The following is a 12,791-nucleotide window of genomic DNA, read 5'->3' on the forward strand; positions in this document are numbered from 1 at the left end:
TTGTATCATCAGACTGCAAAACCCATAATATATATAACCAGCAAAACAATTGTCATAATTCCATTGATTACAGCTCCTATCATTGGAAAGCGATAAAAGATATCTTTCTTTTTAAAAGACTTATAGGAGAGTATAAATCCTAATACAGCAAGTGCAAATAACAAGATGCCAATTATTCCGAGAAGCATTCCACCCTTCCCACCTGCCAGTCCAGAAATCATACTTATCGTAAGAAATCCAATCAATACAACTATTCCGATGATCATCGAGATGATTCCCATTTTTGTATTTCTTCTACCGGAAAAATGAATCATTTCCTTACTACGCTTGAATCTCATACTTAACTTCTCCTTTTCTTCTTTTTCTTTCTACCTATGCCGTTAATCACTGCATTGCATATGGCAAAAAACAGATATCCCAAAACCCCTCCAATGGTATTTAACAAAAGGTCGTCAACATCAAAAATCCCAACCTTTAAAAACAACTGCATGAGTTCTACGGTCAGGCTGAATAATAAGCTTAAAAACATAATGTAAAAAAAGTGACGGTATTTTGTATTTAATAATGGCAGCAGGAAACCAAATGGTGCAAAGGCAAGTATATTTCCCATGATATTTACAATAAAGGTTTCCAATCCAAGTAATTCACGATATCTGATAAATCGCTTGATTTCCTTAAGAAATTCCAGATTGTATCGATAATCCTCAAGAATATAGTCTCTTCCATAGTGCTCGCTGAAGAACAGAAAATAAGCCAGCATTATGATATATAAATAAAACAAAAGCCATCCGGCTCTCCTCCAACTATTTTTTGCTTGTACTTTCAATGTTTCTCTCCATATCTATTTTCTTATAAGGTTAACCCTAACAACTCGAAATATTCATTCATTAGGTGACTGTTCTGTCAAATTCTTAACATTTCATTTACCATATTATAAATCAAATCCATATCCCAGTAAAGCATAATAAAGGGATTGATGTAAATAATACTCTCAGAATGATTTAGATACCAAAAGCCTGATAAACAGTGAAATGAAATTCACAAGATTACAAGATGGAATAATATCTATATTTAGTGTACAATAAACTATATATTAACATCGTTATTAAGAGAAAGGTTACCGGTGATACTTATGAAGTCATTTGAAGAATTATATTATGAGGTTCTGGTTAGAACCTTAAAAGAAAAGGATATGAATTTCTTGGACAAGCTAGAGTTGTATGATACTCATCAGCTCGATTGTCTGCTCCATCCGGAGAAGCATCCCTTGGTTTGGCGTATAGGGGATTGTACCTGTGATGATCCGAATTGTGTTAAGGTCTGTCCCTTCCATGCAGTACATCCGGGTGAAGCCGGAGAAATGATTGTGGATGAGGAGCAATGTGCTGGATGTTCTATCTGTATTCAGGAATGTCGTGCAAAGAACATAACCAGTAGCAAGGATGTCATTGCAGCGTTGCAGGCAATCCGTTCCCATAAAGGTCTTGTGTATGCCTTAGTAGCACCCGCCTTTCTGGGACAGTTCAGCAACGAAGTGACACCTGGAAAGTTACGTTCCGCTCTAAAGCGTATCGGATTTGATGGAATGATTGAAGTGGCTTTATTTGCGGATATATTGACATTAAAAGAAGCTCTGGAATTTGATGAGAATATTAAGACCGAAAGTGATTACCAGTTAACCTCCTGCTGCTGTCCAATGTGGATTGCCATGATAAGAAAAATATATAAAGAATTAGTTCCTCATGTCCCACCGGCTGTATCACCTATGATTGCCAGTGGAAGGGCTGTAAAAACGATGCATCCAGATGCTCTCACGATCTTTATCGGACCATGTTTGGCTAAGAAGGCAGAAGCAAAAGAAAAGGATATCAAGGATGCCGTTGATTATGTTCTAACCTTTCAGGAGATCCAGGATATCTTTGAGGTTATGGAAATCAATCCTGCCGAAATGGAGGAAAGCGAAAAGGATCACTCTTCCCGTGCCGGTAGAATCTATGCTCATACCGGTGGTGTCAGTGAAGCAGTTCGAACTACACTGGAACGATTAAATCCTAACCGTAAAATCTCAATTAAGACACAGCAAGCAGATGGTGTTCCTGCCTGCAAAGCAATGATTAACGATTTGATATCGGGTAATACAACTGCCAATTTCTTTGAAGGAATGGGATGCGTAGGCGGATGTGTAGGTGGTCCAAGAGTCTTAATTCCCCACGAGATCGGCAGGGAGCATGTTGAGGAATATGGTAACGATGCTCCGTTTGAGACTCCAATCGACAATCCTTATGTAATCGAACTCTTACATCGTCTTGGACTCGATACCGTAGAAAGCCTTTTAGAAAAAAGTGATATCTTTACACGGACCTTTGAATAAAAACGCAATACGCTGTTTATAGCGGTTGTCACATGCAAATCCGTATTAACATATCATCGCATTATTTATACTTCACTTTATCTTCTCGTAAACTAAGAAGGGGTGAATGTACAACATGTCAGGAGCGATTATAACTTACCATAATGCACTGTCGGAAGAACATTATTGCTGTATTTTGTATATCTCATGAGAATATGCTTATCCGAATGAGACATACAAAATTAGTAATATGTTACTTCCGTCTGTGTGTGAGGTAAGTTTAATCACTCCTGATACATTACATTCGCCCCTTCTTTATTATGGCGATATTTTTATTGTCCTATCAGCTTATCGCTACCTAAGATATGATGAATCAACCAGTCATTTAAGAAATCTAATAACTCCAGTATGGTGTCCTTTTGATTCTCATCCACATCGCTTAGGTCATAGGCCGAGATTTTTTCAATAAAATCATTATGTTCAGCCTTTTGTGAGAACAGCCTTTTGTACTGTATACTAATCATATATTCTTCTTCATGTCTAAAATGTGTTTCTGCATACTCTTTCAGCTCATTAATGATTTCTACAATATAATCATACTTATCCGGAATAAATTCATCCATTAATGTCTCATATGCCTTGTCTGCTATTTCGAATAACTTTGCATGTTCCTCATCAATTTGTGTAATCCCTGTTCGAAACTCATCTTTAAATACGTACATTGCACATACCTCCTTTTATTAATAGTGCTCTCAAAACTCCTAAAATATGGCGGGGGTTCTGAGAGCACCTTTGCTCTAGTATTACATAATATTTATTAAAATATTAATAATTAGCTACAACACCTGTTGTTGATAGTACCGCTGCATTCCCATTCATGTCTGTCAGATTGTTTGTTACAACTTCGATTCTTAGGAACGAACCTTTTTCCGGTGTAAAATCCAGGTTAACTGAAGCACAGCTACCCGAAACCGTTACATTGTTCGGAATTTCGATGGATGAACCACCGCTAACCTGAGTAACCTTTACTTTTAAGCTTCCTTGAATTTGCTCATTAAAGTTCAAACGTATCACATTCCTTGATGCAGTATCAAAGGTACTACTAATGAATGTAGGCTTTTTATTATCCTTTAACGGAATAACCTTTTCAAATCCAGAAATCGCCGAATAGCTTCCGTTATATCCTAATACGCCAGAAATCTTTATTGGTCTTTCTACGGTAACATCAATATCTCCCACAGTTAATACTACGGTTGCACCATCCGTCGAGTTCTTTGTAACCTGTGCGGATACTATATTCACACCTGGTATGGTATAGTTAGCAACATTCTGTGCAGAAGCCAAATCCAATTTGTTGGCAAATTCCAGATAAATCTGGCTTAAGTTTGACTGTGATTGAGTTACGGAGTAAGGTCCCGGAAGCTCCTTAGAACCACCATTGGTATTGCTGAGTTGGATGGTTCTTGCCAATGACGGGTTATCAAAGTTATCCACTGCAAAGCCCTGATCAATTGTAATGGTATAGCTTCCTGCCAAATTCATATTACCTAACTGCAGCTTGACTACACGAGGATCATTCAGATCTGCTATTCTGGTATATGTTACATTGGTGGCATTAATAATATCATCCGTAGCGGTCTTGATTGATGATGAAAATACACCGCTTGATGCCAATAGCTTCACATCCTCATTGAAATTCAATGTCAGGATATTCGTTGCCGGATCATATTCATATCCAAAGACCGGACTTGTCTTTTCTATTGTAAAATCCACATTGAACTTTCTTCCGTTTGCTGCCGTATTATCATTAGGATTAACATTATAGCTATCCCAGTTGCTTAGTGTAACTACTCTGGTTCCACTTAGAGTTACATCAGAGTCATTTAAAGTGTAGATAACCTTTCGATTATTCGTACTGTCCACTGTACCGGTAAGCACGGAGCCATTGTCCAGTATCGCAATACCACCATAACTGATGGATCTGGTAAAGGTTGCTGTTAGTGTTTTATGACCACTGCGGATTAAAGAAATCGGTACTGCCTGGGATTTCACAGAAGTATCCGTATATAATACCGTAGTCAATGTATAACTGGCAGGTGCATTTCCTGCCAAATCCTTAATTCCTGCAAAGGTAACAGAATACTTCTTACCATAATCAAGGGATGAGATTTTCGACAGGTCAATGGTCATAGATTTTTTATCCTGACTTAAAATATAGTTGTATTTATTCTGAAGTGTATTCATGGTAACAGGATCCGTGGTTGAGGTACTACCCTGTACCAATGTAACACTCGGTACCTGTAAATTAGTTATATCTACAGCTTCACTGAAACGGATGGTGGCAACCATACCACTATCATCCATATCAACTCCTAATATGGTAGGAGGAACATTGTCTGTATAGGTAATCAGCTTGGTATATTCCTGTAATGCGACACCTGCTGTTGTGATAATTTTATTACTAAATGTTATACCATATTGACCGTTAAAACGATTGGTTGACGTAATCGTTAATGTCTGACCATCTGCTGACAGACTGGCTGTTAACGCTCCGGGATCCGATGCCATAACACCTTTGCTATCCTTCTTCATCAGAATAGTGATATTATCGGAGAGTTTATTATTCGAGGTAATAACTGTATCCCTGTTAACAGGACTGTCAAATACAACTTTAATTTCGGTAGAGCCCGTGAATTCTGCACTTCTTACCGTTGCAGTCTGACCTGTCACCTCGATAATAATGGCATCACGTACATAGCTTGTTGCTGCATTTGCAGCTGTTGCCTTTTTTACACCCGTAGCTAACAGAATTACTTTACCCTCCTTGAGAGCGGTAACCTTACCCTCATTCGCGTCATCAATACGGATACAGGATTCATCTCCACCACCAATGGACCAGTATGCTACATCCGATGTGTTAGCAGGGAGGATTTCACACTGAAAATCAAAGGATTGTCCCACTGTAAGCTTATGGGCTCCATTGACTTCCACAGCATTTGCAATTTTAATCTGCTCAGAAGGTATGGTAACGGTAACGGTACAAGTTAACGTCTTTGTCTTCTTATTCGGATATGTAATCTTACATTTTATTTTGGCAGTACCTTTATCAACTGCAGTAACAAGACCCTTGCTTGAGACCTTTGCAACTTTTGCATTGGAGGTAGACCACTTGTATGTACTCTTTGCTACTTGATCCTTCACAGTAAGCTGATATGTTTTACCCTTACCAGCTAAGGACACCTTGGTCTTGTTAAATGACGGTGTTGTCGCTGCGCTTGTGATGGCTAAATTCTGATTCAGAAAAAATGGTAGTGATAACACCATTACCAAAATCAGAACTACCTTCCTTCCTATAGTTTTCTTCATTCCACTTCCTCCTATCGTTCTTCAAGTTTCTTTCCCTATGTTTCTTTGTAGCCAATCCCTCATGTACCTATACTTCCAAAATCAGCCTGTAATTACTTGCATCCATTTCATTTCATTTCTCCACTATATATAGTATCATAACCAGTAATTCTTGTCAAAATCTTGTCGATTTGATTAATATTTTCTTACATAGAATTTCTTGGTATAATTCTGGTGTCAAAAAGTATGATTAAAGCTGTGAAATGAATATGAGGGCATATATCTTCATCTGGCTCGCCTTACCTTCAAGTAGGTCTACAAGATACCGTAATCATGTAGCAATTAATAGCTATACACTGACGGAATCAGATTTTCTTAGTATCATAAACCGTGCGACGACAAAATACTCTATCCCTTGACATAACCTGCTGATACACCTGTTCCACCTGGTAAGCAAATTCCTCAGAAGAGTATTTTTTCACTTTCTCAATGGCATTCTTACTATATTCGGTGTTCTTATCCTCAAAGAATATCTGATCCAAGCCATAATACAGACCTTGTTGATCGGTAAAAGAATATCCGTTAAAGCCCTGCTCCAGGATATCCTCTAAGCACTTATCCTCTTTAGCAACGACCGGTAACCCCGACGCCATAGCTTCGATATAGGTAAGCCCCTGGGTCTCACTCTTGGAGGCGCTGACAAAAACATCTCCCAGCTGATAAAACAGACCGATTCTATCCCAAGGCTGTGCTCCAGTAAATACAAACTGTTTTTCTAAGTGAAGCTCTTTTACCAAATTCTCTAATTTCTCTAATGCCGGACCATTCCCAACAATAACAAACCTTACCTGTTCTCTTGTTTTCATATATTCCGGCATGGCATTAATGATTTCTTCGATATTCTTTTCTGGTGATACCCGACCAATATAGAGCATAATCTTATGCTCCGGTAAAAGTCCATATTTCTGTTTTAAATCCTGAACCTCTTCCTGAGAATACTGGGTTCGATCAAATTTACTTAAATCAATCCCCGTCGGAACTACCGATATATCCTTATGCACACTGTACTGCATCAATAGATCCTTCGTTTTCTCCGTAGGAACAATCACCTGTTCCACCGTATTACAGCATACCTTCGAGTAAGTTCTTGCAAGAGCCTTGGCTCTACGATCCAGCGCTCTAAAATGCGTCATATAATGAGTATAATCCTCATAAATCGTATGATAGGTATGAACTATGGGAAGCTTTAATTCCTTCGCCATAATCCGTCCGAAAATACCCAATGAGAATTCCGTATGTGTATGAATGATATCCAGGTTTAGCTTTCTCATGATTTGTGCCAGCTTCGGTTGATAAAAGAGTCCTACCCTGCGTTCCGTAATGAAAATAAAGGGAATACTGGGCACACGAAATACATTGTGTTCATATTCCGGTGCTCCGGGCGTTGTTGTTGTGAACACATAGACATGGTGTCCTCTTTTTTCCAGCTCATTTTTTAACATATATACAGAATTAGCGACTCCATTAATCTCGGGATAATAGGTTTCCGTAAATAGCCCAATATTCATTGCGATTATACCTTCCCATTTCAAAGTATTTGCATATAATAATATGGATTGAATATATTCAACGAATTGATGCATACCATATATTCTGCATCGTTTTTCACATTTCTATCAGTCCATTTAATCATAAAATATTTATGAATAAAAGTAAAGGTAATATTGGCTAAAAACAGTAACTACAGGTAATAGCCTGGCATGCAGATATCCGACAGAATCCCATGAATTTGTCCATAATTATTTAGCAAATATTTCAAGTTTATAGAACTTTTACTTTATTTTTTACCATATCCGAATTATAATGAAATAATAGTATATAATTAATAATAAAACAGAAAGGAAATTTAATCATATGAAAAAGTTCGGTAAATTTTTATTCGGAACAATTACATTAGCATCGATTGCGGCCGGTGCCTATTATCTTTATAAGAACTATATTAAGAAGGACTCCTCTGATGACTTTGACGATTTTGAAGATGATTTTGAGGATTTTGATGCAGATGATGAGACAGAAGACGATGAGGAAAGAGAATATGTTCCAATTAATATAACCACGACCGAAAGCACGGATGCTACAGAAAGCGGCACTACAGAAGACGAAGAAGTACAAGAAGAATAAACATGAGGGGCTGCTAAGATATATGCAGCCCCTTGCTATGTCATGGTAAAATGATTTTGTATTAACATACATTAATATGAGTTATTGTTGATAATCATGTATAAATTCTTGTAAGCTCTGTTTTAACGACATCTCATCCACTGATTGATATACACTATGGCTTACTGTATCCCCTAATACGGTCTGAATGGAAACACCGTTTCCGATGGTCATGGTGTAAATATCCTCTTCTTCCCCTTTTGCCTTGATTTCAATGGTATATTGTGATTCTACCACAACATCGGATGCAGTTTGAAAATGCTGTTGATCCATCAGATCATAGAAATTCTCAATATCGTTGCGATCTGTTAAGGTAACTCGTTCCTTATTCTTATCATCAAAAATAGTGATTTGCTCCACCTGTTGCGAATCAGATAAGAATATATCCCGGAAGCCTAAGGTATCTGATGCGCCAGCATTCGAGTGGTAAAGTAAACTACTGGTATCGGAGTCCTCCTTCGCGAATGCCGTATCGGATGCATCAGCAGCTTCCATCTTTCTGTCTTCATTCGAATCATTGCTACCATCTTCTGTGCTTGATATTTCTGCAGTACCCATAGATTGATTTTCTGTAGCTGCAGGCTCTTCTGCCACTGATTCCGTTGAAGCTGCATCCATCGCCGTCTCCTCTTCCTGGACTGATGCAATGCTTACTTCAGCATCATTCATTGCAGTACTTTCCGAACTTTTTTCAGCCATTTCATCCATCATCCTGGTGTCCATCTCGCTCTGTGTGCTATTATCAGCTGATTTCTTTGAGCCAATGTCCAATCGAGTAAGAGCATTAAAGCCAATTACTACTACAAAAACTGCTGCTGCCACACCGGCAACTCGACGTACATATCTGCTCCAAGGAATTATTTTTCTTTCTGCTTCCTTGGGAGTTGTTTCTTCTTCATGATCCATCTTTTCCTGTTGCTTGATGGCTTGTAATGTTCTATTTATTAAATCCTCCGAAACTTGAATTCCACTTAAATCTAGAGAAGCGTTCAGATGGGACTTGATATTCATATCATCTATTTCCAGGTTTTGATCCATGTGATTAACTTTTTTTGAATTCAGCTCTTGATCTTTATCATTATAATTCATCTGAAACCCTCCCTTCTAATACTGATTTTAACTTTTCTCTGGCTCTGGAAAGCCGGCTCTTTATCGTTCCTTCCGGAAGATCCAGCAATTTTGCTGTTTCTATTAAAGACATTTCCTGATAGTATACACAAAGTACTACATCCTTATATTTATCCGGTAAGGAAAGAACTGCATTTTTAATCAGTTCCTTCGTATCCTGTTTTTCAATGTCATCATAATCAGAAGTACTGACAATTGCATCCTCCTGATATTCCATCATCGGAACTACTCTTCTATTCCATGCACTTTTCAGGTAATCCTTACAGGTATTAATTGTAATCCGTATAATCCAAGTCTTAATACTGGAATTGCCTTCAAAAGTGGACAGCTTTTGATTCACTTTAATAAATACATCCTGGAATATATCCTCTGCTGAATGTATATCCTTGACATACATATACGCTGTTCGAAGTACATCGTTACCGTACTGTCGAATAAGAGCCTCTATGTCATATGCAGGTGATTGTTCCGGGAGTTTATTATGCACATCCTTCTGCATCCTATTATCCCCCTATACTATACCTTATTTAATCATGTGTCATAATTATCTGCTTAACTATAGTATAAGTATACATAGACTGACATATGATGTAAATGATAAAATGGATGCTTGTCACTTCATTTCTTTTCTTCTTCAATGATTAGACGTAACTTCCATATATTTCGTTCCATAAAAATAGCCGGGAATCGAAATGAAATAATTGGCATAATCCATATCTTTCCCGACAAAACATTATTATATTGATACTGAATTCTCAGATGAACCCTTTCTCTCAAATGTCATCCTGTAAAGTCCTGCATAGATTCCGTCCTTTGCTAATAATTCCTCATGAGTACCACTTTCCTTAATTCCCTCTTCGGTCAGTACCAGTATTTTTTTCGCATTCTTTATGGTTGAAAGTCGATGTGCAATCACAAATGTAGTACGGTTCTTAGCCAGTTTTTCAAGTGAATCCTGAACTACCTTCTCGCTTTCGTTATCTAAGGCGGAGGTTGCCTCATCAAAAATCAATATGGGCGGATTTTTAAGAAATACTCTTGCGATGCTAAGACGTTGCTTTTGTCCACCGGAAAGCTTAATTCCACGCTGTCCGATATAGGTATTATATCCATCAGGCAGTTCCATAATGAACTCATGGGCATTGGCATTCTTAGCTGCTTCAATCACCTCTTCTTCGGTTGCATCTAATCTTCCATAGCGTATATTATCCATGACCGTACCTGCAAACAGATATACATCCTGCTGTACGATTCCGATATTCTTTCTCAAAGATCGAAGAGTAATATCCCGTATATCCTTCCCGTCGATTGTTATACATCCTTCTGATACCTCATAAAATCGGGGGATCAGGCTGCACATGGTGGTCTTACCAACCCCGGAGGATCCTACAAGAGCCATATAATCACCGGCTTCTACCGTAAGGTTAATCCCCCTGAAAACCTCGGACAAGGTATCGTTATACTTAAAGGAAACATTTTTAAATTCTATTCTACCCTTAACATTCTTCAATGTAATGGCATTCGGTTTATCAAGTATATCCGGTTCTATCTCTATGATTTCAAAGAAACGATCAAAACCAGTCATACCATTCTGGAAGGATTCAGTAAAGTTAATCAGCTTTTTCACCGGATCAATTAAGGTATTGATATATAGCAGAAACGTCAGCAAATCCCCTACATTAATAAGTTTATTAGCTATAAATAAGCCTCCCCCGGCAATTACTGCTATATTGATGAAGCTTGTGAACAAGTTGAGTCCAGAATGAAATATGGCCATAGTTTTATAGCTGTTTCGCTTACTGTCAACAAATCTGGAATTCCCTGTGTGGAATTTATCAATCTCAACGGATTCATTTGCAAAGGATTTTACCACTCGAATTCCGGAAAGATTATCTTCAATCTGTGCATTAATTTCAGCAATTCGTTCCCGGTTCTTACGAAAAGCCCGGTTCATCCTGCCTCTCATATAGTATGCATAGAAGAACATAATTGGAAGAAAGGCAAATACAATTAGCGTTAGCTTCACATTAATCCGCAATAGAATGATAAATGCTCCGATAAACTTAATCAAGGATATTACGATATCCTCCGGACCATGGTGACAGAGCTCTGTAATGTCAAATAAGTCGTTGGTTACCCTGCTCATGAGCTGACCTGTCTTCTGATTATCAAAGAAGTTAAAGGAAAGCTTCTGATAATGTTCGAAGATATCATTGCGCATATCGTATTCCATTTTAGCACCCATGATATGTCCCTGGTAAGTCACATAGAAAATGCTGAGAAACTCAATTATTACCAGCCCCAACATACCAAAAAGTAGTTTAATAATAAGTGGAATTGCTTCCGATATTTCCTGATTTACAAGAATATCATTGGTTATGTAACGTACCACCATGGGATAAACCAGTGATACTGCTGCCGCCAGCAGAGCAAAAAACATATCTGAAAAAAACAATCCCATATATGGACGGTAATAAGACAAAAATTTTCTCGTTTTTTTACTCATGGATTACCTCCTTGATACTGCTTTCTTACATTGTTATATATTACCCGGAAATGAATAGTCAGGGATTTCTTGATAGTTGATAATAAAGTATAGCGGAAAAATCTATGAAAAGCAATAATAAAATTGAACGATTAGAAATTGACTAAGGAACGGGTGGTGATAATATAGATACGATAAAAAACGGACTGTACTTGAATTCTTTCGAGTACAATCCGGTATCCTTATATATAGAATCATTCTGTCCTTATATATTCCAGAAGCAGATAACTATTTTGATAAGCGTATGGACAGTTCATACATATATTGATCAACGTCCTTCTTCATTGCTAAACCTTCTTCAATATCATAATCAACGAACTTACCGTCTCTATATCCAACCACGCGATTTGATGCGCCTGCTACTAATAAATCAACTGCCTTGGCACCCATCATGGAAGCATATACACGATCTCTGGCTGTAGGACTTCCACCTCTCTGAGCATGTCCTATGATAGTTGCTCTTGTCTCCATGCCGGTAGCAGCTTCAATTCTTTTTGCCATACCATTGGAATCGCCAACACCTTCTGCATTTACAATAATATAGTGCTTCTTTCCTTTTTTACGTTTCTCTATGATGCTGTTAATGATCTTTTGCTCATCATAATCATAACGTTCTGAAATCAGAATATCTTCTGCGCCGTTTGCTATACCACACCACAAAGCAATATAGCCCGCTTTACGTCCCATAACCTCGATAACACTACATCTTTCATGGGATGTAGAAGTATCTCTTACCTTATCGATGGTCTCCATCGCCGTATTCACTGCTGTATCAAAACCAATCGTATAATCCGTACAGGATATATCAAGATCGATGGTTCCCGGAATACCTACCGTATTTATACCTCTTCTTGCAAGAGCCTGTGCTCCTTTGAAGGAACCGTCACCACCGATGACTACTAATCCATCGATTCCATGCTTTCTACATATTTCTGCGCCGTAGTCCTGGACCTCCGGCTTTACAAATTCAAGGCAGCGTGCTGTATAAAGGATAGTACCACCTTTTTGGATAATATCCGAAACGCTTCTTGAATCCATATCTATGATGTCTTCCTCTAATAAACCATTGTAGCCTCTTCTGATACCCTTCACCTTAAGGCCAGCTGCAAGTGCCGTTCTAACCACTGCTCTAATGGCAGCATTCATACCCGGTGCATCCCCACCGCTGGTTAATACTCCTATTGTTTTAACATTGCTTCCCAT

11 protein-coding genes are annotated in these 12,791 nt (G+C 38.1%); 2 read left to right on the top strand and 9 right to left on the bottom strand.

Annotated elements, in window-relative coordinates; all coding sequences use genetic code 11:
- Positions 1-8: 8 nt before the first annotated feature.
- Together H0486_RS14930 and H0486_RS14935 are read right to left on the bottom strand one after the other, a co-directional pair.
- On the bottom strand, positions 9-338 hold the full coding sequence (locus H0486_RS14930) for a DUF6142 family protein (RefSeq protein ID WP_228353752.1): 330 nt from the start codon (positions 336-338) through the stop codon (positions 9-11).
- Positions 339-340: 2 nt separating this feature from the next.
- On the bottom strand, positions 341-826 hold the full coding sequence (locus H0486_RS14935) for a VanZ family protein (protein WP_228353753.1): 486 nt from the start codon (positions 824-826) through the stop codon (positions 341-343).
- A 306-nt stretch (positions 827-1,132) separates the two neighbouring features.
- Here H0486_RS14935 and H0486_RS14940 point away from each other — a divergent pair, with 306 nt between their 5' ends.
- The gene (locus H0486_RS14940; protein ID WP_228353754.1) at positions 1,133-2,371 is read left to right on the top strand and encodes a [Fe-Fe] hydrogenase large subunit C-terminal domain-containing protein; all 1,239 of its coding nucleotides are present in this window, start codon (positions 1,133-1,135) and stop codon (positions 2,369-2,371) included.
- A 311-nt stretch (positions 2,372-2,682) separates the two neighbouring features.
- On the opposite strand, the gene H0486_RS14945 is transcribed toward H0486_RS14940, so the two are convergent.
- The 3 genes from H0486_RS14945 to H0486_RS14955 all read right to left on the bottom strand — a co-directional run bounded on the left by H0486_RS14945 (position 2,683) and on the right by H0486_RS14955 (position 7,263).
- Entirely contained in the window at positions 2,683-3,072 is a 390-nt protein-coding gene (locus H0486_RS14945) for a bacteriohemerythrin (protein ID WP_228353755.1), read from the bottom strand.
- Positions 3,073-3,175: 103 nt separating this feature from the next.
- The gene (locus H0486_RS14950) at positions 3,176-5,716 is read right to left on the bottom strand and encodes an Ig-like domain-containing protein (protein WP_228353756.1); all 2,541 of its coding nucleotides are present in this window, start codon (positions 5,714-5,716) and stop codon (positions 3,176-3,178) included.
- A 344-nt stretch (positions 5,717-6,060) separates the two neighbouring features.
- Positions 6,061-7,263 carry a glycosyltransferase family 4 protein gene (locus H0486_RS14955; protein WP_228353757.1) on the bottom strand — a complete coding sequence of 401 codons (1,203 nt, stop codon included), beginning with the start codon at positions 7,261-7,263 and terminating at the stop codon, positions 6,061-6,063.
- A gap of 346 nt (positions 7,264-7,609) precedes the next feature.
- On the opposite strand from H0486_RS14955, the gene H0486_RS14960 reads away from it, so the two are divergent.
- Entirely contained in the window at positions 7,610-7,876 is a 267-nt protein-coding gene (locus H0486_RS14960) for a hypothetical protein (protein WP_228353758.1), read from the top strand.
- An 81-nt stretch (positions 7,877-7,957) separates the two neighbouring features.
- On the opposite strand, the gene H0486_RS14965 is transcribed toward H0486_RS14960, so the two are convergent.
- From H0486_RS14965 to pfkA, 4 genes are all read right to left on the bottom strand, one after another.
- Positions 7,958-9,004, bottom strand: a complete 1,047-nt coding sequence (locus tag H0486_RS14965) for a hypothetical protein (RefSeq protein WP_228353759.1) — start codon at positions 9,002-9,004, stop codon at positions 7,958-7,960.
- Positions 8,994-9,542, bottom strand: coding sequence for a sigma-70 family RNA polymerase sigma factor (locus H0486_RS14970; protein ID WP_228353760.1), 549 nt, complete (start codon positions 9,540-9,542; stop codon positions 8,994-8,996). Before H0486_RS14970 ends, H0486_RS14965 begins: the two co-directional genes overlap by 11 nt.
- A gap of 237 nt (positions 9,543-9,779) precedes the next feature.
- Positions 9,780-11,549: an ABC transporter ATP-binding protein gene (locus H0486_RS14975; protein WP_228353761.1), complete on the bottom strand. Its 1,770-nt coding sequence runs from the start codon at positions 11,547-11,549 to the stop codon at positions 9,780-9,782.
- A 267-nt stretch (positions 11,550-11,816) separates the two neighbouring features.
- Complete coding sequence (gene pfkA / locus H0486_RS14980) at positions 11,817-12,791, bottom strand: 6-phosphofructokinase (protein ID WP_228353762.1); 975 nt, start codon at positions 12,789-12,791, stop codon at positions 11,817-11,819.

It is taken from the genome of Variimorphobacter saccharofermentans, from assembly GCF_014174405.1.
GTDB lineage: Bacteria > Bacillota > Clostridia > Lachnospirales > Lachnospiraceae > Mobilitalea > Mobilitalea saccharofermentans.

What these genes read in the sequence shown, in the direction of transcription:
- H0486_RS14965 (WP_228353759.1), bottom strand. Translation starts at nt 9,004, where the DNA reads ATGAATTATAATGATAAAGATCAAGAGCTGAATTCAAAAAAAGTTAAT.
- H0486_RS14940 (WP_228353754.1), top strand. Translation starts at nt 1,133, where the DNA reads ATGAAGTCATTTGAAGAATTATATTATGAGGTTCTGGTTAGAACCTTA.
- H0486_RS14960 (WP_228353758.1), top strand. Translation starts at nt 7,610, where the DNA reads ATGAAAAAGTTCGGTAAATTTTTATTCGGAACAATTACATTAGCATCG.
- H0486_RS14950 (WP_228353756.1), bottom strand. Translation starts at nt 5,716, where the DNA reads ATGAAGAAAACTATAGGAAGGAAGGTAGTTCTGATTTTGGTAATGGTG.
- H0486_RS14930 (WP_228353752.1), bottom strand. Translation starts at nt 338, where the DNA reads ATGAGATTCAAGCGTAGTAAGGAAATGATTCATTTTTCCGGTAGAAGA.
- H0486_RS14975 (WP_228353761.1), bottom strand. Translation starts at nt 11,549, where the DNA reads ATGAGTAAAAAAACGAGAAAATTTTTGTCTTATTACCGTCCATATATG.
- H0486_RS14955 (WP_228353757.1), bottom strand. Translation starts at nt 7,263, where the DNA reads ATGAATATTGGGCTATTTACGGAAACCTATTATCCCGAGATTAATGGA.
- pfkA (WP_228353762.1), bottom strand. Translation starts at nt 12,791, where the DNA reads ATGGGAAGCAATGTTAAAACAATAGGAGTATTAACCAGCGGTGGGGAT.
- H0486_RS14945 (WP_228353755.1), bottom strand. Translation starts at nt 3,072, where the DNA reads ATGTACGTATTTAAAGATGAGTTTCGAACAGGGATTACACAAATTGAT.
- H0486_RS14970 (WP_228353760.1), bottom strand. Translation starts at nt 9,542, where the DNA reads ATGCAGAAGGATGTGCATAATAAACTCCCGGAACAATCACCTGCATAT.